21 protein-coding genes and 1 pseudogene are annotated in these 24,487 nt (G+C 42.4%); 16 read left to right on the plus strand and 6 right to left on the minus strand.

From position 1 onward, the window contains the following. Positions 1–355 precede the first annotated feature (355 nt). From JMY05_RS03795 to radA, 11 genes are all read left to right on the plus strand, one after another. Positions 356–979: a 6-pyruvoyl trahydropterin synthase family protein gene (locus JMY05_RS03795; protein ID WP_045446397.1), complete on the plus strand. Its 624-nt coding sequence runs from the start codon at positions 356–358 to the stop codon at positions 977–979. Then, positions 972–1,496 (plus strand): tRNA (adenosine(37)-N6)-threonylcarbamoyltransferase complex ATPase subunit type 1 TsaE, encoded by a 525-nt coding sequence (tsaE, locus tag JMY05_RS03800; RefSeq protein WP_201614200.1) that lies wholly within the window; start codon positions 972–974, stop codon positions 1,494–1,496. The genes JMY05_RS03795 and tsaE overlap by 8 nt, the downstream gene beginning before the upstream one ends. 94 nt (positions 1,497–1,590) lie before the next feature. Continuing rightward, the gene (gene mutL / locus JMY05_RS03805) at positions 1,591–3,435 is read left to right on the plus strand and encodes a DNA mismatch repair endonuclease MutL (RefSeq protein ID WP_227678096.1); all 1,845 of its coding nucleotides are present in this window, start codon (positions 1,591–1,593) and stop codon (positions 3,433–3,435) included. Positions 3,436–3,527: 92 nt separating this feature from the next. Next, positions 3,528–4,676, plus strand: coding sequence for a tRNA (adenosine(37)-N6)-dimethylallyltransferase MiaA (miaA, locus tag JMY05_RS03810; protein WP_201614201.1), 1,149 nt, complete (start codon positions 3,528–3,530; stop codon positions 4,674–4,676). A gap of 607 nt (positions 4,677–5,283) precedes the next feature. Next, positions 5,284–5,814 (plus strand): RNA chaperone Hfq, encoded by a 531-nt coding sequence (gene hfq, locus JMY05_RS03815; protein ID WP_045446400.1) that lies wholly within the window; start codon positions 5,284–5,286, stop codon positions 5,812–5,814. A 215-nt stretch (positions 5,815–6,029) separates the two neighbouring features. Next, positions 6,030–7,022 (plus strand): KpsF/GutQ family sugar-phosphate isomerase, encoded by a 993-nt coding sequence (locus JMY05_RS03820; protein WP_201614202.1) that lies wholly within the window; start codon positions 6,030–6,032, stop codon positions 7,020–7,022. Positions 7,023–7,121: 99 nt separating this feature from the next. Continuing rightward, positions 7,122–7,688 (plus strand): KdsC family phosphatase, encoded by a 567-nt coding sequence (locus JMY05_RS03825; RefSeq protein WP_045446402.1) that lies wholly within the window; start codon positions 7,122–7,124, stop codon positions 7,686–7,688. Continuing rightward, on the plus strand, positions 7,685–8,269 hold the full coding sequence (gene lptC, locus JMY05_RS03830) for an LPS export ABC transporter periplasmic protein LptC (RefSeq protein WP_045446404.1): 585 nt from the start codon (positions 7,685–7,687) through the stop codon (positions 8,267–8,269). Before JMY05_RS03825 ends, lptC begins: the two co-directional genes overlap by 4 nt. A 90-nt stretch (positions 8,270–8,359) precedes the next feature. Further along, on the plus strand, positions 8,360–8,938 hold the full coding sequence (gene lptA, locus JMY05_RS03835; protein WP_045446406.1) for a lipopolysaccharide transport periplasmic protein LptA: 579 nt from the start codon (positions 8,360–8,362) through the stop codon (positions 8,936–8,938). An 86-nt stretch (positions 8,939–9,024) separates the two neighbouring features. Beyond that, complete coding sequence (gene lptB / locus JMY05_RS03840) at positions 9,025–9,804, plus strand: LPS export ABC transporter ATP-binding protein (RefSeq protein WP_045446408.1); 780 nt, start codon at positions 9,025–9,027, stop codon at positions 9,802–9,804. Between the two features lie 356 nt (positions 9,805–10,160). Beyond that, positions 10,161–11,600 carry a DNA repair protein RadA gene (radA, locus tag JMY05_RS03845; RefSeq protein ID WP_045446411.1) on the plus strand — a complete coding sequence of 480 codons (1,440 nt, stop codon included), beginning with the start codon at positions 10,161–10,163 and terminating at the stop codon, positions 11,598–11,600. A gap of 171 nt (positions 11,601–11,771) precedes the next feature. On the opposite strand, the pseudogene JMY05_RS14050 reads toward radA, so the two are convergent. After that, positions 11,772–12,113, minus strand: a pseudogene (locus tag JMY05_RS14050) (septal ring lytic transglycosylase RlpA family protein); the annotation flags it as partial. Between the two features lie 1,193 nt (positions 12,114–13,306). Then, on the minus strand, positions 13,307–14,449 hold the full coding sequence (rodA, locus tag JMY05_RS03855; protein WP_201614203.1) for a rod shape-determining protein RodA: 1,143 nt from the start codon (positions 14,447–14,449) through the stop codon (positions 13,307–13,309). 263 nt (positions 14,450–14,712) lie between these two features. Between rodA and JMY05_RS03860 the strand changes: the two genes are divergently transcribed. Both JMY05_RS03860 and JMY05_RS03865 read left to right on the plus strand, forming a co-directional pair. Next, positions 14,713–15,654 carry a D-Ala-D-Ala carboxypeptidase family metallohydrolase gene (locus tag JMY05_RS03860; protein WP_201614204.1) on the plus strand — a complete coding sequence of 314 codons (942 nt, stop codon included), beginning with the start codon at positions 14,713–14,715 and terminating at the stop codon, positions 15,652–15,654. A 183-nt stretch (positions 15,655–15,837) separates the two neighbouring features. Beyond that, positions 15,838–16,413 (plus strand): hypothetical protein, encoded by a 576-nt coding sequence (locus JMY05_RS03865; protein ID WP_201614205.1) that lies wholly within the window; start codon positions 15,838–15,840, stop codon positions 16,411–16,413. 154 nt (positions 16,414–16,567) lie between these two features. On the opposite strand, the gene JMY05_RS03870 is transcribed toward JMY05_RS03865, so the two are convergent. The 3 genes from JMY05_RS03870 to JMY05_RS03880 form a co-directional block, all read right to left on the minus strand. Beyond that, positions 16,568–18,115, minus strand: a complete 1,548-nt coding sequence (locus JMY05_RS03870; protein ID WP_201614207.1) for a M16 family metallopeptidase — start codon at positions 18,113–18,115, stop codon at positions 16,568–16,570. A gap of 69 nt (positions 18,116–18,184) precedes the next feature. Then, complete coding sequence (locus JMY05_RS03875; protein ID WP_201614209.1) at positions 18,185–19,696, minus strand: M16 family metallopeptidase; 1,512 nt, start codon at positions 19,694–19,696, stop codon at positions 18,185–18,187. Between the two features lie 84 nt (positions 19,697–19,780). After that, positions 19,781–19,945 carry a hypothetical protein gene (locus tag JMY05_RS03880; protein ID WP_201614211.1) on the minus strand — a complete coding sequence of 55 codons (165 nt, stop codon included), beginning with the start codon at positions 19,943–19,945 and terminating at the stop codon, positions 19,781–19,783. 873 nt (positions 19,946–20,818) lie between these two features. Here JMY05_RS03880 and ftsY point away from each other — a divergent pair. Both ftsY and JMY05_RS03890 read left to right on the plus strand, forming a co-directional pair. Beyond that, entirely contained in the window at positions 20,819–21,730 is a 912-nt protein-coding gene (gene ftsY / locus JMY05_RS13950; RefSeq protein ID WP_226914676.1) for a signal recognition particle-docking protein FtsY, read from the plus strand. 78 nt (positions 21,731–21,808) lie between these two features. Next, positions 21,809–22,381 (plus strand): methylated-DNA--[protein]-cysteine S-methyltransferase, encoded by a 573-nt coding sequence (locus tag JMY05_RS03890; protein ID WP_201614213.1) that lies wholly within the window; start codon positions 21,809–21,811, stop codon positions 22,379–22,381. Between the two features lie 101 nt (positions 22,382–22,482). On the opposite strand, the gene JMY05_RS03895 is transcribed toward JMY05_RS03890, so the two are convergent. Continuing rightward, on the minus strand, positions 22,483–23,232 hold the full coding sequence (locus JMY05_RS03895; RefSeq protein WP_045446423.1) for a YebC/PmpR family DNA-binding transcriptional regulator: 750 nt from the start codon (positions 23,230–23,232) through the stop codon (positions 22,483–22,485). A gap of 400 nt (positions 23,233–23,632) precedes the next feature. Between JMY05_RS03895 and JMY05_RS03900 the strand changes: the two genes are divergently transcribed. Next, the gene (locus JMY05_RS03900; protein WP_045446426.1) at positions 23,633–24,463 is read left to right on the plus strand and encodes an ion transporter; all 831 of its coding nucleotides are present in this window, start codon (positions 23,633–23,635) and stop codon (positions 24,461–24,463) included. Positions 24,464–24,487 lie beyond the last annotated feature (24 nt).

Consider the following 24,487-nt stretch of genomic DNA (forward strand, 5'->3'; position numbering starts at 1 on the left):
ATGTAAATAGCTGAAAGGTTAGATTAATGCTGATGACGCAAATAGTGCGTACTGCAATGAGTATATGCTTAAGGTGTTGCAATAGATAGTGCTAGCACAATTCACCTACGATTCTAGTCAATCCTGTATTCTTCCTTTGTTTAATACTACTTCTCAAAAATTTGTCTGATAAATGAATTTTATAAGTAGATTTTCGATGCCATGAATTTATTTAGTCAATACTGCTATTAATAAGTGCTTACTTACGGAGTCATCACGATTTGCTATAATAAGCCACAAGCCGATAAGTCGTCGCGGCAAACTTTTATAATATTCATATTTAGCATAAAAATGCTTACTGTTTTGGTTGATTGTTATGCGTATCCGTAAACTTTTTAAATTTGAAAATGCACATATTGTGCGTAATTGTAGCTCTGAGCGCTGCAAACACTCTATCCATGGTCATAGTTATCAGATTGAGCTGATTCTTGAGGCTAAGCGCTTAGATCATGGGCAAATGGTCTATGATTTTGGCTTATTAAAATCGTCTATCAAGGACATTATCGATAGCTTTGATCACGCGATTTGTTTTTGGAATAAAGACGACCCTGAGTATGTCGCTGCCTGTAAAAAATTCAGTGCGCGCTGGATAAGCTTGCCAGTATCGCCATCGGCAGAGCAGTTCTCACGCGTGATATTCTTTTGGGCGCAAGAAATTTTAAAACAAACCCAAATGCAAAACGGTGAATCTGATGTCAGCGTTTACTCGGTGATTGCACACGAAACCGCTACTGGTTACGCGCAGTGCTTTGCTGATGATGTGGCGAACGAGCAAATGGGTAAGCTTCATCTAGAAGCGTTTGAGTTTAGCGATCAAGTCAGTGCCGAGTGGCACGACCCTGAGCTATATGCCAAGTTAATCCGCGGTGAAAGCTTTATTAACCCAACGGTGACTATGCAGGTACAGACGCAAGTGCAGGTAGGTAAGCCCGATGCCTAATAGTACAACAGAGGACAAAAATGCTAAGACGCTGACACTGTATACAGAAGCTGATACTCAGCGTTTGGCCGCACAATTGGCAGCGTTGCCATTGACAGGTAGTGTCTGGTTAGCAGGTGATTTAGGGGCAGGTAAAACGACTCTGACTCGCTATTGGTTGCAGGCGCTCGGGCATGCAGGTGCCGTCAAAAGCCCAACTTATACTTTGGTTGAGCCTTATAGCATCGAGCAAAAAGATGGCTCAATCAAGCCAGTTTACCACGCGGATTTGTATCGTCTGCAAGACCCAGAAGAGCTGTCTTTTATCGGTTTTGATGAATATCTGGATGAGCCAAACGCGTTGGTTATCATTGAATGGGCAAGCCGTGCGGACAGCTATTTACCGCCGCCTACTTTGTTTATTGATATGACGCAAGCTACTAGCACTGATAAGGATAATGAGTCTCGTCAAGTTGAGCTGCGGCTATCGAAGGCTGGACAAGCGCAAGGCTTGGATTTATCCTCTGTTAAGATTTAATTATACATTTGAATGTTCAATAGACCCTAATATAAGTCATCAATATCTGCCAGTACTACTTACTTATCATCACGTAAAACAACGATACCTCTTAATGCCGCAAATGCCAGACAATCATTCTTATACTCACATCAAAAAACTATCGCCGCTGCTCATCAATCAATTGGCAGCGGGTGAGGTAGTGACACGCCCAGCAGCTGTAGTCAAAGAGCTGCTAGAAAATGCCATTGACGCTGGTGCGACCAATATTGAGATACATATTACCCAAGGCGGCATGGGTATGATTGAAGTGATCGACAATGGCGTGGGTATTCATCCCGATGATATGGTCATGGCAATTACCCGTCATGCAACCAGTAAAGTCGCGGATGTCGCTAACTTACAAGGTATTACGACGTTGGGTTTTCGCGGGGAGGCGTTGGCGGCGACGGCGGCAGTATCTCGGCTGACTTTGACCAGTAGCCATAATGACAGTGGCATCGGTCGCCAGTTGCAAGTCGCAGGTGTGTTAGATGATGCGCCAAAGCTCATGCCAGTTGTGCATCATCGTGGTACGACTATTACGGTTAAGGATTTATATTTTAATGTACCAGCACGCCGTGGCAATTTGAAATCTATTGCGACGGAGTTCGGTTATATCGAAACGATTGTACGCGAAGTGGCTTTGGCGCGAGCAGATGTGGCACTGGCGCTCTTTCATGACCATAAAAAACGGTTGTCACTTTCTTCAAATGCGATGTCTTTAAGTACGATGTCTTCAACTACAAGGCTTTCGAATTCAAAGTCTTTAAGTGCCGTTTCTACAAATGCTAATGGCAATAATAATGTCAATCCTTTGCCATTGGCACGTCTTGAGCAAGCGACTGGGTTGTCGTTAACCAAAAAGGCGTTAGAGATAGCGATAGACCTCACCAGTTTAATGCAGCCATCTAGAGAGTATGTTAATAATAGCTTTGGCGATCAAGCAAGCGTTAATGGTTGGTTATGGCCTATCATTGATTCGCAGGATACCTTACCAAAGTTAATCTATGTGAATGGCAGACTGGTCAAAGAAGCATTGATAAGCAATCAGCTACGCCAACTTGCCCAAACTGCTCAGTTGGTAGGAATTGGCTATGCGCTTTATTTTGATTTGCCCACTCAGTGGCTCAATATCAATGTGCATCCATCTAAACAGCGTATTAAAATAAGTCCGCTGAATAATATTATGGCGCATGTAAGCCATGCGATTCGGGCAAAACTTAAGACAGTAGTGACTACAGAGACGATCAGATCTACCAATGCTAATGATACTATTCAAATACTAGGTAATAGTCAGATAGTAGATAGTAATTTGTCTATCGATAATGCATTCGCGACTGTAATGCCAAACACATCAACGACCATTCATTCAAGCAAAAGCCATCAGGTAAAATCGCCCAAACAACCCTATCAGTTGTCAGACAATAGGTATTCGCCTCAAACCTTAAACGTACCAAGTGTTTCTGAGAAAATAAGTCAAAACACCAGAGGTATCGCTAACGATGTCGCAATACATTCGGTATCTTTGCCTTATTGCCTAGATGTTGTTACTCATTTAAATGAGGCATTAACCAAATCTGTTGGCACGACATATATTGAGAATAAAGCACTGCCTTGGTTATTGTTTTATCATCAAAGCCAATGTGTACTGATCGATGCAGAGAATTGGCAATCAAAGATGTGCTCGTTATTTGAGTCAAGTTTACTTAGCAATAGGGCAGGTAAAAAAGATCAATGGTTCCACAGTGCAAATGACATTAATCAGCAACTTGCCGCCGTGAGCATGCAAATGTCAAAGCAAGATTTGATGGTGTTCTTGGCGGATATCGACGCGTTACTGACTCAACATGCGATTAAAGCGATAGATGGTAATCAACTAGCAACATTGATGCTATTATCTGCGCCTGAGTCAAGATAGCTATAACGACAAAAAATATAATAAGCAAATTTTAGCAATGACACCGCTCAAAGTTATTTATTGCTACTAATATCATTAATAAAGGCAAGCCTATGCAACTTTCATCTGACAGCTCATCTTATCGCCTAAACGCCAATTTAGCAGATAATAGCGTGGTGTGTTTGATGGCGCCGACAGCAAGTGGCAAGACTGCACTGGCTTATGAGTTATATGATACAGGGCGTTATGAGCTAATTTCAGTAGATTCAGCGCTGATTTATCGTGATATGAATATCGGTACGGCAAAACCAACCGCTATTGAGTTGGCGCGTTATCCACATCATTTGGTTGATATTATCGATCCTATGCAGAGCTATAGCGTCGCCGAATTTGTGAACGACGTTGCCGGTTTGATTGATAGCTGTCACGAGAATGGCAAAATACCGTTGTTGGTTGGCGGTACTATGATGTATTACATGGCGCTGCTAGACGGGCTATCTCCAGTACCTGACAGTGATGATAGTGTTCGCGCACGTGTGGAGCAGTGGCGGCAAGATAAAGGCATTAATGCGCTTTACGACTATTTAGGTGAGATAGATCCGATCAGCCATGAGCGCCTTAATGCGACTGATACTCAGCGTATTACCCGAGCAGTTGAAGTTTATCTGCAAACTGATATTCCTATAAGTGACTGGCAGCGAAAGCCCAAGCAGGCATTGGCAAATAATCCCAATCAGCAATGGCATGCATTGACAGTCATGCCTGATCGTCCATGGTTGCATATACGTATCGAGCAACGTTTAGATATCATGTGGAATGATGGGTTGGTGACTGAGGTCATTGGTCTGCTGGAGCGCTATCCTTTAACACCAAATCTACCATCCATGCGCTGCGTTGGTTATCGACAAGTACTAGAATACCTAGTACATATCGATCACCCAGTATTTGAACAGCCTCATCTAGACAAAGCGCAATTTTACAGTACTTTTGAAGTGCTCCAGTCTTCAGCTCAATCAAGCTTATCTGAGGGTGCGACCGAGGCACTTGCTTGTCAGCAAATGCAAAATAAGGCATTATATGCGACAAGACAATTGGCAAAACGTCAGTACACATGGTTACGCAAAGTCATGCAATTGCCTAGTAATTCCATGGATGGGGCGATAGCAGCCGATACCTCTAGCGAGAAAGGCTATTCTATAGACCGCAATATGGTGGTAAAAGCATTCACCACCATGGCGCAGGCAAGAGACTATTTATATTAAATCTATCAATGATACTAGGGCGTGTCCTCATTTTAAAAATGAGATAAACTGCCGTCAACCAAGGAAAGTAGCGCAAATAATATTGATAAGCTATTTGACGATATTTAGCCCATTTAGAGGTTAATCGATTGAATTGAGGACATACCACGCCTTAGAGCTATTAGTGATAGAAAACTACTATCGTCTCAAAATATGGTATGAATTAATACCTTATAAATACAATATTGTGTACTAAAAATATAGTATTGCAAAAAGCTCTATGCAACTATTGGAAAGTAATGACAATTAGTATCAAATTATATCGTAGATAGCTGTTATAATTTAAATTCATCAAAATAGTAGGTGTAATATTAGCCTAACTGTGTTTTTAATCAGTATTAATTGACGTTTGTTGATAAAAATAACTAATGAAACAACTAGTTACTTAATTATTTACAATAATAATGTATTCGCGATAAAGTGGAATCACTTAAGAACAAGTAGCGTTTATTTAGATACGTTTTATAAAGAAAATTTATTATTGTATCTGCCGTTAGCCATTATAATTAAATTAACACTTAAAATAATTGGCACTAAAACATAATTAATAATATTTAGGAGAGCTCTCATGTCAAAAGGACAAACTTTACAAGATCCGTTTTTGAACTCGCTGCGCAAAGATCGCATTCCTGTCTCTATTTTTTTGGTCAATGGTATCAAGCTGCAAGGTCAGATTGAATCATTTGATCAGTACGTGGTATTGCTCAAAAACACTGTCAGTCAAATGGTATACAAACACGCTATCTCAACCGTCGTGCCGGCACGTAATCCACGTAGCAGTACGACGACAGGTACGAGTACCCAACCGCAAAGCGCTGCTCCAGCAGGTTATCAAGGCGGCGGGTTTGAACGCGGTAGTAATCCTGCTAGCACAGGTGGCTTTGAAGAGCGCGGTTTTGCGTCTAATCGCAGTGGTTTTAATCGTGGCGGCTTTAGCCAAGGCCAAGATCGTGGTTTTGAGCGTGGTAGCTTCGGTCAGAGTCAGGAGCGTGGCTTTGAGCGTGGCGGTTTTGGTCAAGACCGTGGCTTCGAAAATCCAGCAGATAATACGGGTTTTGAGGAAAAACTAAATGATGGATCTAATGATAACAATGGTTAGAGAGCAAGATTCATTATCGAAGGCGCATTACTAATACGTGATTTATCCGATCAAAACCTGCTTTTTATAGTGGGTTTTTTTTGTATAAATAAACGTATAATAATGGTCTAAAATGACGTGCCGAATTGTTAGCGATTGGTTTCGTAGATTATTATTAATATTGGGCATAGTATAGTAAAATACAGTATTGATTCATTATAAAATAGAGCGAATCCATGAGTAATACCCAAATCAATCTAACCCATGAGCAGTTTATTAGTAAGGCTATCGAAGCGATTAACACTGAGATATCGGCATTGGCTTTGCTAACAGAGCAGATAGACGATAGGTTTGCACAAGCATGCGATATTATTTTAGCTTGTAAGGGTCGAGTCGTGGTCACTGGTATGGGTAAGTCAGGATTGATTGGGCGTAAAATAGCGGCGACGTTTGCCTCTACTGGCACGCCAGCCTTTTTTATGCATCCTGGTGAAGCTGGGCATGGCGATTTAGGCATGTTGGTAAAAGGTGATGTACTGCTTGCTATCTCTAACTCTGGTGAGTCCGATGAGATTAAGATGCTGCTGCCAGTGGTCAAACACCTAAATATTCCACTGATTAGTATTAGCCGTGATAAGCGCGGTATGTTGCCTCGTGCCGCGAACATTGTATTGACGCTCGGTAAATCGCAAGAGGCTTGTCCACTTAATCTTGCTCCTACTTCTAGTACCACGGCGACCTTAGCGCTTGGCGATGCATTGGCCGTTGCCTTAGTCCATGCGCGCAACTTTACCTCAGAAGATTTCGCATTATCGCATCCAGCAGGCGCATTAGGTCGTCAGCTGCTAACGCGAGTTGAAGATTTAATGCATACTAAATCAGAAGATTTACCGCTCATTCATCAGCAAGCGCCACTGCAAGAAGCACTTTTTACTATGTCTGCTGGGCGCTTAGGAATGACGGTGGTGACCGATGATAATGATAAGGTGGTTGGGGTATTCACAGATGGTGACCTACGCCGTGGTCTAGAAAAAGGCATCGATTTGCAAACGCCGATGGCTGAAGTAATGGTTAGTAATCCACGGCGCATTAGCAAGACCATGCGCGCATCAGACGCGCTCAGTGTGATGAATGAAAATGGTATTAGCCAGTTGCTAATTATTGACGACCGAGATCGTCTAGAAGCAATTATTACGGTACATGATTTGCTACAAGCCGGTGTAAAATAAATAGCATTAATAAAGATATCGGTTTGTACAGTATAGATTCACACAGTATCTATTTATAACAATAAAATGTAAAAAATAGCCTTAAGAAAGAGGGACATGATGCAAGACTTAATCAAAAAAGCCGGACAAGTAAAGCTGTTGATAATGGATGTCGATGGTATTTTATCAAACGGTCAAATTATCTATGATGCCAATGGTATCGAGACCAAGGCCTTTTCTGTCCATGATGGCGTAGGCGTTAAGTCGTTAGCACGTTATGGTATTTTGACGGCTATTATTACAGGTCGTAGCAGTGCCATGGTAGATAAGCGCGCCGCGGAAATGGGCGTTAATTATGTGGTGCAAGGTCGTGATGATAAGCTGGTTGCTTTAAATGAGCTGCTAACCATACTTGATCCAGCGCTCAATATCACGGCTGCTGATTGCGCTTATATGGGCGATGATTTACCAGACATTAAAGCGATGCAGACCGTTGGATTTGCTGCAACAGTACCCAATGCGCATGCTGAAGTGATCAATCGTAGTGACATGGTCACCACCCGAGCAGGTGGCACTGGCGCTGTACGTGAAGTATGTGACCTCATTTTGAAAGGTCATGGACACTATCAAGACTTCATCGCGTATTATACGCTTGATGCAGCAAAAACTCAGGATAATTTGTCGTGAATACTCGTGTTTTAATAGTTCTTGCCTTGATTATCGCTGGTATTGCAGGTTGGTTTTTTCAACAGCAAGGAGAGATAGCGCCGCCAGTTAGCATGGAAGCGACCGATGTTGATTATGAAGCAACAGATATCAAAGCGGTACAGACTAATGAGAAAGGCGAAACTGAGTATGAGCTGACTGCCAAAACATTGACGCACAATCCAGAGACCAATTTAGACGAGATGTCAGGCATCACTATGAATTGGGAGCCATCGGCAGAGCAGCGTTATCGTATTGAAGCGGGTAGTGCTGCTATCAGTCAGCAAACGGGTGAACTCAGCTTGTCAGGGGGCTTTTCACTGGTCAGTGAAGGCAATAAAGACGCGCCAGATATTGAACCGATAAAGGTGACAGGTAGTATCCTTAAAGGCAATACCAAATCAGGGCAAGTATATAGTGACGCGCCTGTTAAGATTGAACAAGGCATGAATCGGTTTGAAGCTTCTAGCATGACCGCCAACCTTGAGACCGGTGAATATGAGTTTGGTCAAGTTGCCGTCGCTTTTACTCCAGCTGAACGCCAAGATAAAGCATTGTTTTGATCGCAGTAACTCTTATTGACTATGTAATAAAAATAGCAGCTAGCATAAAGTTTGCAAATCCTACTACCCATTATAAAACGAGTGATTTTTATGACATCTAAATTTTTGCCTACTTTGCGCTCATCATTAGCACGCTTCAATCTAACATCGTGCCGCTTGCGTCAATTACATGTGCTGCCTACGGTTATACTGCTGGCACTGCCACTTTACAGTCATGCGCTGCCATCAGATGCCAATCAAGAAATCAAACTATTGGCTGATAAAGCGACCTATAGTGAGCGTACAGGCGTTACCAGCTACTCGGGTAGTGTCATTATCACTCAAGGTACGTTTAAAATGACCGCTGATAACATTACGGTCAACCTATCACAGGGTCGCAGTATCAACTCGGCAGTAGCGACCGGACGCCCTGCAACCATGCAACAGGTAGTCACACAAGAAAAAGGGCTGGCGAAAGGTCAAGCCAATAAGATTGATTATAATGCGGTCACTGGTATTGTTACTTTGACGGGTAATGCTAAGTTGGTTCAAAATGGCGCCAGTTTTGCGGGTAATGTCATTCGTTATAGCCTAAAAGCTGGTGATGTTGAAGCAACTGCTGGCGGTAATCAGCGCGTAGAGTTGGTGTTTCCGCCCAGTAATAATGGTAGCCAAAGTAGCATCCGCTAAAAAGCTGAATGGTGAATGGTGAATGTAACTGTATCAACACCCCTTAGTGTATTAGTGCTTGAATTCTGCAACCGTATGAGTAAGTTATGAGTGATAATAAAAATACAAACCCTTTGGCAACCAACGATAACGCAGCACCTGCGACGCGACTATCAATGCAAAATCTAGGCAAACGCTATGGTAAGCGCTGGGTTGTGAAAGATGTCTCTTTCTCCGTAGAACAAGGGCAGGTCGTTGGTTTATTAGGTCCAAATGGTGCAGGGAAGACAACCAGCTTTTATATGGTGGTAGGGTTGGTCAATATGGACAAAGGCCGCGTCACTTTAGGAAAAATGGATCTGTCTAAATATGCCATGCATGAGCGTGCGCGTGCAGGAATTGGTTACTTACCACAAGAGGCGTCTATTTTTCGCAAATTGTCTATCGAAGACAACATCTTGGCTATTTTAGAAACTCGCAAAGAATTGAGTAAAAGCGAGCAAAGGCAAGAGTTGGAAAAACTAATCGGTGAATTCCATCTAGAGCATGTACGAAAATCATTAGGCATGAGCGTATCAGGTGGTGAGCGTCGTCGCTGTGAAATTGCCCGTGCATTGGCGGCTGACCCAAAGTTCATTTTATTAGATGAGCCATTTGCAGGCGTGGATCCTATCTCTGTTGGTGATATCAAAGACGTTATTTTGACCCTCAAAAATCGTGGTATTGGTGTTTTGATTACCGATCATAACGTTCGCGATACCTTGGCTATTTGTGAGAAAGCTTATATCGTCTCAGAAGGTGCTATTATTGCTGAGGGTACTTCTAGTGAAGTGTTAGAAAATGAATTGGTGAAAGCTGTTTATTTGGGTAAAGACTTTCACGTATAAATGAGGATGTGTTGAATATTCGGCTTGTCTCGAATACATTTTTGCTAAATGCGCATCGATTAGCTCTGCGTATTTTTAAATGTTCAATACACCCCTAATATCTCAACGTGTTTTTCGCGCTACTATTTACGCTGTCTGTTAAACTTATAATTTCCATTAAGTTCTCAAGACAGCGCTTGCTACTTTTCCTATATCTAGCTATTCATCACATTTAGCATCACCTCTTCTATAAGATCTAGTCCATCATACTGATGGCTAATTTATCTCAAAGATCATTCTCAAATTAACGCTTATCAGAGCGTCACGATATTTTATCAATTAATCTTGATTGGACACTTGAATAAGGTTCATACGTTATGGCAAAAAATAAGAGCAGTTATGTCTGTCAGCATTGCGGCGCGCATTTTGGCAAGTGGGCAGGGCAATGTACCGATTGCGGTGAATGGAATAGCTTGGTCGAAGCACCAAATGTGAGCATGCCGCATCATAATAAAAACGTTTCTAAGCCAGTAGCAAATAGATCAGCCTCTCGTGAATCAGGTGGTGCACCATCAGGAAATTATTCGGGTACGCATAGTGCGGTCATGCCGCTTAATGCTGTGAGCGTAACGCTAGACACACGCTTACCAACTGGTATTAGTGAGTTTGATCGTGTACTTGGTGGAGGATTGGTTGCTGGTTCAGTCGTTTTAATCGGCGGTGATCCTGGTATCGGTAAATCGACGATTTTGCTGCAAACTGCGACTAATATGGCACGTGCCGACTCGTTGGCAGGTAGCGCCTTGTATGTGACTGGTGAAGAATCATTGGCACAGGTTGCTATGCGCGCTAGGCGCTTAGATTTACCGGCTGATAGATTACGCGTACTGGCCGAAACCAATGTAGAAACTATTTGTGCCGCCTTGACTCAAGAGCAGCCCGCCATCGCTATTATTGACTCTATTCAAACCATTTATACGGATGCAATCAATTCTGCACCTGGCGGCGTCAGTCAAATTCGAGAGTCTGCGGCCATCTTGACTCGCTACGCCAAACAGACTGGCACCGCGCTATTTTTAGTGGGTCATGTAACCAAGGAAGGCACGCTCGCAGGGCCGCGCGTTCTTGAACACATGGTTGATACGGTCTTATATTTTGAAGGTCAATCAGACTCACGCTTTCGGATGATTCGTGCCGTCAAAAACCGCTTCGGTGCCGTTAACGAATTAGGTATTTTCGGTATGACAGATATGGGACTGAAAGAGGTTGCCAATCCATCAGCGATATTTTTGAGTCGCTATGACAAACCCGTTGCTGGATCTGTCGTCATGGTCAGCCGCGAAGGCACACGACCCTTGTTGGTGGAAGTACAAGCGTTAGTCGATGATTCGCAAGGATCACCTAGACGAATGGCATTAGGATTGGATTTTCAGCGTCTGTCCATGCTGCTGGCCGTCATGCATCGTCATGGCGGTATTCATACCAGCGGACAAGATGTGTACGTCAACGTCGTCGGTGGTGTCAAGGTTATAGAGACGGGATCTGACTTGGCAGTATTGTTGGCTTGTGCCTCAAGTATTAAAGAAAAAGCCTTGCCATCGTCATTGGCCGTATTTGGTGAAGTGGGATTGTCGGGTGAAATCCGTCCTGTACCGAACGGTCAAGAACGTTTAAAAGAAGCGATGAAACATGGATTTAAGCATGCCATTATCCCAAAAGCCAATGCGCCTGCTAAGGATGCTCCTCAATTTAAAGGCATCAATGTGATTGCCGTTGAACGTCTCGATGATGCCATTGAAAGTGCATTTGAACTGTAAGGTGTAAGGGTTAATCATTTTGATTATGGTTGTTTCATAAATTATTGCTAAGCGCTACAGCTTCATTTGTAGCCTAATGGATACAATAAACTGGATCCACAAAAAAGCGCCTAATCACTGATATGTTAGGCGCTTTTTATGTTCTAATTCAGAGAGACTGTTTTCTCAGAATTATGGTCCTGAAACGCGCTCAATAGCAACATTACCCACACCTTTACCTGTAATACCGAGTTTTTTGGCAGCACCATAAGACAAATCTAGCACACGGTTGCCATGGAATGGGCCACGATCATTAACTTTTACCACAACGCTTTTACCATTAGTCTTATTTGTGACTTTAACATAACAGTTTAACGGTAGCGAGCGATGTGCTGCTGTTAAGCCATTCATGTCGAAGGTTTCGCCACTGGCTGTTTTACGACCATGGAATTTACGACCATACCAAGAGGCTAGACCTGTTTGTTTGAACTTACTGACCGAGTTAGAGGCTACGGCTGTCAGGCGCTCTAATACATCTTCATCATTGGTCAGTTGAGAGGTGTCACTGGCTAACAGCGAGCTGCTAAGTGCCAATGAAGTTGGTTGGCGTGCTGACTTCACCAAACTTGATGCACCATCATGTTGACGGCTAAGCTCACCAAGTACACGATCGATATGGGAGGCGTTATCTTGTGAAATCATCGCAAGAGAGGTTTTTGCTTCTACAGCATTTGCATTAGTAGCAACTGCGGAGCCCGCAAACAATACTGCTGACATGGTAAGTAAACCAGATAAACGCTTATTCATAGATACCTCTATAACTTATACTTTAAAATCTAACTCTAATAGTTCTAGACTGAGCGTGGCAATGTTAGACCAATCTAACAGCGTCACAAACTCTAAAGCCGCATCATCAATATTTTTTTCATATAATTATTGATACTAAACGTGGCTTTTATAGATTTTAAGGTATGGTAATTTTTCATTTTATTATCATAAGCGGGTCAGGATAATACGACCAAAGATACTTATGAAACGCTCAAATGACAGCTAACGATATTAGTAGAACACCCAATCCGAATACAAAGGTTGAGTACCGAGTCCGCTATATGTGCTATTTACAAGCTTTCTAACATTGCTAAATTAATAAAGGTTTTAGAAGGTATTGCGTGTGTCTTTGTTATTAAACCGTTAATTAAGTAGTGTATTTGAAAGCTTGGAATCTACAATTCGCTAACTATACGTACGAGCTACAACCAAAATATAATTAAATGCAAAGTTTATTAGTAGCTATGTACGGGTTATGTATCAAAGTACAGTAAAACGAGGTTAACGCAATTATTTGTAAAAAACAAGGATTAAAATCTATCAGTACCAATTGGCAACGAAGTATTTTGATGAGAGGAAATATGAGGGTATTTCTAATTATTTCAATTAAATCAATGGCTTGTATTTATTATTGAAAGTAGGTAGGAGGATTTTTATGGCAAGTTATAGGACTTGCCATAAAATGATAAAACAATAAAATTTGTTAGAAACCCTTAATTTGTTGTTGATTTACATTTATTTTCAACCATTTTTCATGTAACAATGATTTAGATTAAGGCTTTAATTGGCTGGTTTATCCGCCTTACAATTTTTATATAGCCTGTGTTCTTTGATTTTTAACATGAATAGCATTAAGGTAAAGTTTGAATGTTCATTAGAGAGTCACTGGTAACTGTGCATCAACTGGGCTTGTGAGTGTGAATGGACATAAGTAGTCCAAATCCTGCCATCAAAGTGACGATCGCAGTACCGCCATAGCTAATGAAGGGCAGAGGAACGCCAACGACGGGTAAAATACCACCAACCATACCCACATTAACGAATACATAAACAAAGAAAGACATGGCAATTGCACCCGCTAGTAATCTACTGTATGCATCAGGATGGGTAAAAGCGATGTATAAGGCGCGCAGGAGTAAACAGGAATAAATGAACATTAATAAAATCACGCCCAACAAGCCAAACTCTTCTGAAAAAGCCGCGATAATAAAATCAGTATGACCTTCTGGTAAAAAATGTAAATGCGACTGCGTGCCTTCTAAATAGCCCTTACCAGTGAGTCCACCCGCACCAATTGCTGTTTTTGACTGAATGATATTCCACCCAGCCCCTTGTACATCGGCTTCAGGATTGAGCAGTGTTAAGACACGGGTACGCTGATAATCATGTAATAGAAAATTCCAAGCAATCGCAATAAGCGGTATCGCTAATATGGCGGCAGCTGAAATCAATCGCCAAGACAACCCTGCCAAAAAAAGCACAAAAATACCACTGGCTGCCACCAATAGCGACGTCCCAAGATCAGGTTCTTTTGCAATTAATAATACAGGGACGATGATTAAGGCTAAGGTAATGACGATGCTTGATAGAGAGGGCGGTAGATCACGCTTGGATAAAAACCAAGCACACATCATTGGCATCCCAAGTTTCATAAATTCTGAGGGTTGCACACTGCCAAACCCTGGTAAATTAATCCAGCGCTGAGCACCCATACGTACTTCACCGATGATATCGACCAATACCAATAAAATTAATCCCATTACATAAAAGATGGGTGTAAACGTGCGATAAAGGCTAGGCGGTATCTGTGCCATGATAAACATAACCGTAAAGGCCACACCATAGCTGACCATTTGACGTAATACCATACCGACATCTTGACCGGCAGCACTATATAAAATTGTCAAACCAATGCAGCAAACCGTCAATAAGAGAAGGGTCAACCATGGATCGATATGTATACGCTGCCATAACGATGGTGCATGGCCTTGGCCTAAATGATGGCTCTGACGTGAAAAACGGTATTGCGGATTAGAAGACATAGGCAAAGTGTGTCTGGCAATTGAGGTAAGAGGGAAGTTTCAAATCAAATCAACATTTAAAGGTAATCGCACCGTATCTATATCTATGCAAGTAAAATATCGTAGATAAAGTAACACATAAGAAATAAAGTCACATAATTATAAAAATTATAAGGATAAGTGTTAATTACCAATAACACGCCTCTGATTAGAGGCGATAGTTTAGCTTGCTTGCTGAAAATTTGATAGTATCGATAAAACGTTTTTAGCGGTAGCTTGTTGCAATGACCAATACAAAAAAATATCCTTATAGGCAGATTCACAAGCCTATGCTTGCACTACTCATCTGTGCCAGTAGCATCTCTGTTCATGCCGCTATTATCAGCGACAATAGTGAGCGCCGTATCCAAGTACGTCAGGGTAGTAGTAACGCTCACATCAGACCTTCGACGAATACTACAAGCTATAATTCTGGCGTTACCATGCTGAGTGGCGATAGCATGCAAGGATTGATTGCTCAAAAGCAGCGTGATTTTGATTTCGATGACAGTCTGTCTATTGAAGAAAATAAGCGCATGAATGTCAATCGGCGCGCGCCTGCTTATAATACAACTTACAGTAATAACAGCTACAGCACTGCGAACAATACTTACAATAGTACTTATACTGATTCTATTAGTATGGATTTTAACGCGTGGTTGAATAGCAATAGCTACCGTGCTAGGCAAGTAGCAGATTTTCAACGCTACCTAAATTCGCGGGTAGGGGTACACAATGTACCGCCTATGTCGCAGTTGCTCACAACAGCGCGAAGCTGGAGCAAATGTGGTTATGAGCCTTATCAGTTGCCGCCGCAAGAGTTATGGGCAAATATCGTCCCAACATTACGTTTGTATGGCGAATTAAAGCATCAAGGGATTTTACCCATCAGTAGTGAAATACGCTCGGTATATCGCAGTCCTGGCCTTAATGACTGTGCAGGTGGAGCCGACAGTAGCAAGCATATGAATGCCAGTGCTATCGACATCTGGGTGCCAGAGTATGAAGATAACTTATGGCGGCTCAGTACGATGCAAGATGGCTTATGCCAGTTTTGGCAATATCAGGGTCAATCTCATAATTTCGGTTTAGGGCTATATGCTACGGGTGCGATACATCTAGACACGGATGGTTATCGTAAATGGGGCTTTAATCATGCCAGTAGCTCATCTTCGTGCCGTTATTAAGTCATCTATGATCTATCGAAGAATCAAATAAATATGAGCCAGAGGTAATTAAGTTAGAGTAAAAGCGCTATAATAATACTGATGAAAGGCAGCGCTAAATGATAAATAGTTTAGCATTAAAAAACTATGGCTAATGATCATTTAGTTTATGAAATCACATAGCGTCTATTGTAAGTAGGATTTATGAAGAAGCGGTATTCAACGATGGTGAAAACACATAAGTCTGATAAGCCAAAAAAAGCGTTTTTACAATCAAATAACACGTATATGGCTTTGTTTGGTTCAGTCTTGCTATCTTTTTTATTGATCAGTGCTTGTAGCCCAGAAACGTTTTCTGAACAAGGCTCTCTAACGGCAGAAGATTCCGCTACTGATCCTGACAGAAACTTACAGGACGTTGAAGATATTGAAGATAATATTAAGAACTCTTATGCTCGGCTGGCTTCAAAGCGCTCAGATATCTGTCCAAAACTCATACAAGAAGAAATAGGCAGTCAGGTCGTTGAGCGTACTGCAGAAGTGATGGTGAATAATCATTGTGATTATTTTTTATACCCACGCAGTGGTCAGCAGATCTCGGTTAGCATTAACGACAGTCAAATTGAAGCGCTACTGATAGTGCCAGCGCTGCATGACTTCGCCAATGGTGATTATAAAGTAGACTCTTATGACAAGCACGTGATTCGATTGACCTATAATGGTGCAACTTATAAGCCTGAAAATTTCATGTATGACGTGGCAGTGACTATTTCTGGTTAAGAGCATTATTTTTTGTATGGATAACCCACTATAGACTTTTATTACCACTCATAAACAGTGCTACTCATAATTTATTACCACTCATAAAGAGTGCCAATCTATAAAGAAATGCTGGGCAATACTAAATAGTGTTGCCCAGCATTTCTTTGTACGGCTATTTATTGGTCTTTTTATCTTTCCAAGGATCCTCTTGTCCAACGGTCACAATCAGGAAATCATCAGGCTTAAGGGTATCTTGCATTGTTTGATTGACTTCTGATAGCTGTACTTGATCCACACGTTTGACATAATCAGTCAGATAGCTGTTTGGTAGTTGATAAAAATTCATCATCCCAAGTAAGCCATTAATTCCCGCATTGCTCGCAAAACCCATCGGAAAGCTATTCTTAAGATTGTCCGTCGTTAAGCGCATCTCAGTGCTGGTGATACCTTTTTCTAAAGTGTCATTGATAACGTCTAAGCTAGCATCAATGGCCGCGCGCGCCTTGTCATTACGCGTTGAAAAACCGATTTGGTATGGTCCTCGTGCCAGCATGGGATTCATAGAGCCTGATATGCCATAAGTGTAGCCCAAGTTTTGTCTAATCTCAGTCATGAGTCGCGCATTAAAATCACCGCCCGCAAGTACCTCATTACCAACTGCAAAATTGGTTTGCTTCTGCTGAGACTGGGGATCGGTGGCACGCTTATCTCCCAATTGTCCCATGAGTACGGTGGTTTGAGTACTTGGAAAGGGGATATGAATGTGCTTAGCTTGGCTCAGTGGTTTGGGTTCAGGAAGCTCAGTTGCAGGCTGACCTTTCGGTAATTTGCTAGTGATATCTTCCGCAAGTTTTTTTGCTTGCTCTAAGGTTAGATTACCAGTGATGGCAACAGAGGCATTTGCTGCGACTAAGTAGCGGTTTTTGAAGTCTATTAGCTGTTGCTTTTCGATAGTAGGAACGCTTTCAAGTGTACCCGCTGATGGATGGGCGTAAGGATGCTCGCCATACAATGCTTCACTAAAGGCGATGCTAGCAAGGCTGTTGGGATCTTGTTTTTGCTGCTGCAAACCAACCAATAATCGTGCTTTATTACGTGCTAGGATGCTGTCGTCAAAAGCGGGTTCGCTGAGCATCTGAGTCATTAAATCAACGGCTGGAAGTAGATGCTTATCATCAGATAAGCTACGTAGCGAGACAATAAACATGTCTTTATAAGCACTACTGTTTAGATTGATGCCCAAGGTTTCGACAGCGCGAGTAAATTCATTTTCGTCTAAGCGTTTAGAGCCTTGCGTCAACATAGTGGCAGTCATATTAGCAATACCAAAGCCTGTGCTACTAATACTGCCATCACGGGCGCTACCAGCGTTAAAACGCAAGTCGATATCGACAATCGGTAAGGCTGTTGTTTGTACAAAACGTACGGGAACGCCTGCCTTGGTTTTGAACTGCTGAATCGTTGGGATGGTAACGGTTAACGGTTTATCATCGTCAAGGCTGGTTAGCTTTGATAATGCGGCAATCGGTGCGCTCGTATCCACTGCCGCAGAGCCACGATATTCTTCAGCACCTGTTGTGTTTGCTTGTGCTGTCAACGTTGTTAGACCTAGCAAGATGCCAACACTAAGATGCGACAGTTTTTGCATGGTGGCGATTGCTGATGGTATTGAGCTGCATGCTTTTTTTCTATTTTGCAACAAATCACTATTTTGAGTCATGGTTTTCTTCTTATAAATAAGGTCTTTATGATTGGCGCTTGTATCGAATAAAGAGATAACACGACACGATTATTTCTCTGTCGCTGCTTGGCTTTTAGGTGGTATGACATGCATCACTGTTAAATTGTCCTTTACCAAATACTTTTTGCTAGCAGCTTGTATGTCAGCAATCGTCACGCTATCGAGTTTGGTGGGCAATTCAGCAAGCAGCGTATCGTCAAGACCGATAGACTGTAATGAGCCAATCATCTGCGCCTGACCTTCCATACTGTCTTGCGCATAGACGAGCCCTGTGACCGTATTGGTTTTGGCACGCTCGATTTCATCGGCGGCGATGGGATCGGTTTTGAGCTTTTCTATTTCAGCCATAATGGCTTGTTGTGCTTGCTCTAAGCTGACACCTTCACGTGGAGTCGCTTGTATCAAAAACAGTCCATCGCCACGATCTAGCAAGTCATATGAAGTGCCCACTGTGGTAAGTAGACCTTGCTCGCGTATCAATCGACTCTCAAGGCGGGCAGAGAGACCACCGTCTAATACATCTTGAGCCAGTGAGAGCGCATAAGCTTGTTTTTCATTGCCTGTCCCTGCTGTCACAAGGCTCGGGACGTTATAACCCATTAATAACACTGGCACTTGTACAGCTTGCTCGGAGTCGACTTGTTGATAGCCATGGAAGCCTTTTTGACTGACGGCAGGACGTTTAGGTAGATCGCTTGGTGTTAGCTCACCAAAGTAACGTTTGACTTGAGCCAACACTTCTTGCGGTTTAACGTCGCCAACGATGACTAACGTTGCATTGTTTGGTGCGTACCATGTTTTATACCAGTCTTTTAAATCTGTAAGGGTAATGGATTCAAGCTCATCCATCGGACCAATAACGGATTCGCCTTTTGGACTATTCGGGAGCGCCAATAAGCGAAATGACTCATAAGCCTTGGCAAGTGGATTATCATCAGTGCGTTGGCGGCGCTCCTCCATGACCACTTGGTGCTCTTTGGTAAATTCCTGCTCATTAAACAGTAGGTTTTTCATACGATCCGCTTCTAGCTCTAATGCCAAAGGAAAACGGTTGGCAGGGAATAGCTCGTAATAGCCCGTATAGTCGTAGCTGGTAAACGCATTATTGACGCCGCCAAATTTTGCAATCAAGCGCTCATAGTCGTCGCTCGAAACGTTAGTAGTGCCTTTAAACATCATATGCTCAAGCAAATGTGAGATGCCCCCTTTATCCAGTGGCTCATCTGCTGACCCAACTCGATACCAGATTTGAGTCATTACCACAGGTGCGCGATGGTCTTCTTTTACCACTACCTTTAGACCGTTTTCTAATTGATATTCGTGTCGACCTGACATATCCATGGTCAATGCTGATGAGGGCTGAATGTCCTGACCTGATTTAGCGGTATTTAGCTCATCTTTACCCAAGGTATTTTGAATGACTGGCTTCTGAGCAGCCGACAATGTGTTGGCGTTGATAGTGCTGGTTTGGCAAGCAGCAAGAGTCGTTGCTATTGCTAAGGCACAGGCAAGACGTAGAGAGGCGGCAGGTAAGTGCGACGGTGATAAAGGCAGTGGCATGGTATATTCTACTTATATAAAATGGCAACTTGTAAATTGATCAGTGGTTAGATCACTCTCAATACTAGCGATAGATAGCAGGTTTTATAAAGATTTATGTGCCCCAACAATCACACTGGCTGTTGGCTTAAATTCTTGGGTGGTATTGCATCCTGTCGCGGATAGTACCAGTGTTGCTACTAATAAAGCTGCGCTGATGCTGATTGCTTTGTTACCGTACGTTTTGTCAGTATTAGATAGTGATGGCATAGATAATTCCTAAAAATGAGGGTTGAGTGAGCGATAGTGAAGTAATTGGTAAGCTTTGGAATAAGGCTTGTTCTACAATAAACTCTGGTAGAGTAGGCGAAGTTTAGCATGTGTAAGGTCAGATTTTTGTTGCCAAATCTTAAGCGAAACTTTCTAAAGGGATGGTATGACTTGCCAGATTTGCAAAAATTGACGATAGGCTATGATGGTAAGGTCTGAGCACAACTCGAATTATGATAAACTAGGCTAAAAATTGACTGTCGTGGGTCGTGGGTCATGATCCATGACAAAAACATGACGATATACCAACCCATTTAAAATAATCAAATAATTGACCGTGATAACTTTTAGGGCAAGCTTATGAATAACTCCAATAATAGCAGTCGTGTAATCATTAATCTCGATGGCAATCTTGATGACTTAGATGACGATGATATTACCTTACCCAGTCTGCCTTCGCAATCTGTGCCCATTATCGATGAGAAAGAAGATGCAGGCTCTATCAAAGCGCCCAATGATAAAAGCATCGAATATCAGCAACAAGACAGCACGATAAACAAAGATGTCTCAAGTGCTGATGCGGCACAAAACATTGCTTTGGGTGCGCCAATTGTGAGGACAGAAGAGCAAAGCACGTCTAAAAACGCCTCTGAAAGCTTTATAAGCGCTTCCTCAACTGATAACGATAATAATAAAAATATTGATACTAAGCTTAGCACTATTTCTACTGCCCCAACCATGCCATTACAAGAGCAACTTGGCGATAGCCCAAATGTCAGTCCTGCGAGTAGTGCGGTACAAGCGACCACTCAAGCAGAAATCGAATCTACAGAGCTGCAAGAAAACAAGAAAAAAGGCAGCTGGTTTAACCGCATGAAAACGGGGCTAAGTAAGTCACGTAAAAATCTTGCCGAAGGTATGGTCAGTATTCTGATCGGTGGCAAAGAGATTGATGATGAGCTATTGGAAGAAGTCGAAGATCAACTGCTGGTCGCCGATATCGGTGTCAACGCGACCAATCGTATTATCAAAAGTCTGACCGAACAGACAGACCGTGGTGATTTGATTTATGCGCATTCATTATATAAAGCGTTGCAAACTGAATTGGTTGATATTTTAACGCCAAAAGTCGCACCACTCATTATTGATACCAGCAAAAAACCTTTTGTGATTTTAGTCGTGGGTGTCAACGGTGTGGGTAAAACCACGACGATTGGTAAGCTTGCCAAGCGCTTACAAGGTGAAGGCAAATCCGTCATGTTGGCGGCTGGCGATACGTTCCGTGCTGCTGCTACTGAACAGCTACAAATTTGGGGTGAGCGTAATAACATTCCAGTCGTCGCTCAAGGTCATGGCTCTGATAGTGCCTCTGTTATATTTGATGCCATGCAGTCTGCCAAAGCAAAAAATATCGATGTATTAATCGCTGATACTGCTGGACGCTTGCAGAATAAAACCCACCTGATGGCAGAGCTTGAAAAAGTGGTACGCGTCATGCGTAAAGCTGATCCAAGCGCACCGCACGAAGGCATGATTGTCCTCGATGCTGGCACGGGTCAAAATGCGATTAATCAAGTAGAACTCTTTAACAAGGTCGTACCATTAACGGGTATCACCATTACCAAACTAGATGGCACTGCAAAAGGTGGCGTGGTCTTTAATATTGCTGAAACGACGGATGTGCCGATTCGCTATATTGGTGTTGGTGAGTCGATTGATGATTTACGTGCCTTTAGTCCAAAACAATTTGTCGCCGCCTTATTCGAGACCGATGATAAAGAGTAGCGCTCGATAGGTCATTTTAATAGATCATTTTAGTCGATGAACGATTTTTGAAAATATCATCATTTGAAAGGAAGTATCATGATAGTCACCACAGCCGCTTTTGGGGTACACCAGCTAACGTTAATTGCGAGTGTCAATGAGCATAGTAGCCCTAAGCTGGTAGAAGTCAATTGGCTGCTAGCAGGTGACTCTTGGGATAGCTCAAAATCCATTCCCAAACTTAAGAAACACTATGGGCTTGTCGATCAGAGCTTTACGTTTATCAATGAGGATAGCCTAAGCGAAAATGAGCCTGCCCAAGCGCTACTCATAGAGACTATAGCGCAATTAAAATCGTATTTTAAAGGTGATCGTCAGGCATTCGATTTGCCATTAGATATCAGCTTAGGAACCAAGTTTCAGCAACGAGTTTGGCAAGCGTTACAAGATATTGGCTATGGCGAAACAATAAGCTATGCGACACTGGCACAAAATGTCGCTAGTCCCAAAGGGTTTCGCGCGGTTGCTAATGCTAATAGTAAAAACCCTTTTAGCATTATCGTTCCGTGTCATCGGGTCATTGCTAGCGATGGCAAGCTTGGTGGCTATACAGGCGGACTAGATAAGAAAACATACTTGCTAGCGCTTGAAGGTGTCACTTGCAAAACCTAGTAGGAGCGAAGCGTTCGTCACATAATGCTAAACAAAAAAAGCCAAACATTTAAAACGTTTGGCTTTTTGATGAGTGAGACATAAAGGGTTGCTGGATAAAACTATTGCTCAAGCTGGGTCATTACGTCAGCAGAAAAGTTCACATTACTATAAACCTCTTGCACATCATCGATATCTTCTAACATATCAATCATTTTCATGACTTTTAGTGCGTCATCGACATTGTCTATTTCAGCACTGGTAGACGGTGCCATGGTCACTTCAGCATTGTCAGAGACCAAACCTGCAGCATTAAGCGCATCTTTGACATGACCGAAATTTTCCCATTCTGTGATGACGAGCAAGCTTTCACCATCATTCTCGATATCAAGCGCACCTGCATCTAATGCCACTAGCATGACTTCATCTTCTAGGCTTGTATCATTAAAGATGATTTCACCGCGCTTATTAAATAGATAAGCGACCGAGCCAGTAGTACCCAGATTGCCTTCATTTTTGGTAAAGGCGTGGCGTACTTCACTGACTGTTCGGTTAAGATTGTCAGTCAAGGTTTCGACAAGTACTGCAACGCCGCCGATACCATAGCCTTCATAGCTTACTTCGTCCATATTGTCATTGTCATCACCGCCTGTACCACGAGCTACTGCACGGTTGATGGTGTCTCGTGTCATATTGACAGATAGGGCTTTTTCAATGACAGCACGTAGGCGCGGATTCTTGTTAGGGTCAGGATCACCTTGCTTGGCAGCAGAAACAATTTCACGAATAATTTTAGTGAATACTTTACCTTTTACCGCATCCTGACGGGCTTTACGGTGTTTAATATTTGCCCATTTTGAATGGCCTGCCATATAACATCCTTAAGTTTTGCGTATTATTTATTGTGCTTAAAACAAGTTTTAATAACAATCTTTTACTATGAGTGTGTCATGAATGAGCGTATTTATACATTTTAAGATTTTTCAATCTGCATGATGACACACCTCAGATCACCTGTTTCTATGATATAGCTTGCACTATCTCTTTGAAGTAACAGAGCTACCGACACGTTAACGATTTGTATTTTGTTGAGAGTGCTTTTTTGCTACACTGTGGCAACTTAGTGATTGTATTCACATGTGACCTGTGAGCAATATTATAAACCAATTTTATCTATTTTGACTAACTTGGCCTTATCCAGCGTATTTTAAATCATTGGTTGCCATCAAGCCATTGATTTTATATCGCTACTGACTCGATACTACTGACTATATGAAGCAACCGACGGCTGAAGCCATTACCCACCTGCGCAACCGCATTCATATTATTATTGAAGGCACAGATACCCGTTTGGGTAAACTTTTTGATATTGTATTATTGATTGCGATTTTGACCAGTGTGGCTGTGGTCATGCTTGACAGTGTGCTATACATGCGCCTGCAATATGGCACTATATTCTTTTATGCTGAATGGTTTTTTACTATTTTATTCACGATAGAGTATGCGCTCAGGTTGTTTTCAGCACCCAACCGCGTGCGTTACGTCTTTAGTTTTTTTGGGGTAGTTGATTTATTGTCTGTGCTGCCAAGTTACCTAAGCCTCATGTTTGTGGGAGTACAGTATCTATTAGTGATACGGGTTTTGCGTATTTTACGTGTGTTTCGCGTTCTCAAGCTCAAAGCCTATATGCAACAAGCGGGATTTTTGGCCTCGGCGCTTAAAACCAGTCAGCAAAAAATCACGGTATTCTTTTTGTCGCTGGTATTATTGGTCACGATTTTCGGCTCGATTATTTACGTGGTAGAAGGCCCTGAAAATGGCTTTACCAGTATTCCGCTGTCTATCTACTGGGCAGTCGTCACCATGACCACGGTCGGTTACGGTGATATGTCACCCAAAACGCCGTTAGGTCAAGCGATTGCGAGCATGGTCATGATTACGGGTTATTCGATCATTGCAGTGCCAACGGGGATTTTTACTTCTGAGCTGGCACGTAATATGCGTCCGCAACTCAATCCCGTTACCTGTCCTAATTGTGGCAAGTTCGGTCATGCCATTGCAGCAGAATTCTGTGATCGTTGTGGACACGCTTTACATATTTAGCCGTGTTTGTGCGTTGTCTGCTTT

It is taken from the genome of Psychrobacter sp. JCM 18902 (assembly GCF_904846615.1).
Lineage (GTDB): Bacteria > Pseudomonadota > Gammaproteobacteria > Pseudomonadales > Moraxellaceae > Psychrobacter.

Coding starts and splice junctions, on each gene's coding strand:
- mutL (WP_227678096.1), top strand. CDS start 1,591: ATGCCGCAAATGCCAGACAATCATTCTTATACTCACATCAAAAAACTA.
- JMY05_RS03795 (WP_045446397.1), top strand. CDS start 356: ATGCGTATCCGTAAACTTTTTAAATTTGAAAATGCACATATTGTGCGT.
- JMY05_RS03875 (WP_201614209.1), bottom strand. CDS start 19,696: ATGCCACTGCCTTTATCACCGTCGCACTTACCTGCCGCCTCTCTACGT.
- JMY05_RS03890 (WP_201614213.1), top strand. CDS start 21,809: ATGATAGTCACCACAGCCGCTTTTGGGGTACACCAGCTAACGTTAATT.
- JMY05_RS03865 (WP_201614205.1), top strand. CDS start 15,838: ATGAAGAAGCGGTATTCAACGATGGTGAAAACACATAAGTCTGATAAG.
- tsaE (WP_201614200.1), top strand. CDS start 972: ATGCCTAATAGTACAACAGAGGACAAAAATGCTAAGACGCTGACACTG.
- JMY05_RS03895 (WP_045446423.1), bottom strand. CDS start 23,232: ATGGCAGGCCATTCAAAATGGGCAAATATTAAACACCGTAAAGCCCGT.
- JMY05_RS03860 (WP_201614204.1), top strand. CDS start 14,713: ATGACCAATACAAAAAAATATCCTTATAGGCAGATTCACAAGCCTATG.
- JMY05_RS03900 (WP_045446426.1), top strand. CDS start 23,633: ATGAAGCAACCGACGGCTGAAGCCATTACCCACCTGCGCAACCGCATT.
- JMY05_RS03825 (WP_045446402.1), top strand. CDS start 7,122: ATGCAAGACTTAATCAAAAAAGCCGGACAAGTAAAGCTGTTGATAATG.
- rodA (WP_201614203.1), bottom strand. CDS start 14,449: ATGTCTTCTAATCCGCAATACCGTTTTTCACGTCAGAGCCATCATTTA.
- JMY05_RS03870 (WP_201614207.1), bottom strand. CDS start 18,115: ATGACTCAAAATAGTGATTTGTTGCAAAATAGAAAAAAAGCATGCAGC.
- ftsY (WP_226914676.1), top strand. CDS start 20,819: ATGAAAACGGGGCTAAGTAAGTCACGTAAAAATCTTGCCGAAGGTATG.
- miaA (WP_201614201.1), top strand. CDS start 3,528: ATGCAACTTTCATCTGACAGCTCATCTTATCGCCTAAACGCCAATTTA.
- lptA (WP_045446406.1), top strand. CDS start 8,360: ATGACATCTAAATTTTTGCCTACTTTGCGCTCATCATTAGCACGCTTC.
- JMY05_RS03820 (WP_201614202.1), top strand. CDS start 6,030: ATGAGTAATACCCAAATCAATCTAACCCATGAGCAGTTTATTAGTAAG.
- lptB (WP_045446408.1), top strand. CDS start 9,025: ATGAGTGATAATAAAAATACAAACCCTTTGGCAACCAACGATAACGCA.
- hfq (WP_045446400.1), top strand. CDS start 5,284: ATGTCAAAAGGACAAACTTTACAAGATCCGTTTTTGAACTCGCTGCGC.
- radA (WP_045446411.1), top strand. CDS start 10,161: ATGGCAAAAAATAAGAGCAGTTATGTCTGTCAGCATTGCGGCGCGCAT.
- JMY05_RS03880 (WP_201614211.1), bottom strand. CDS start 19,945: ATGCCATCACTATCTAATACTGACAAAACGTACGGTAACAAAGCAATC.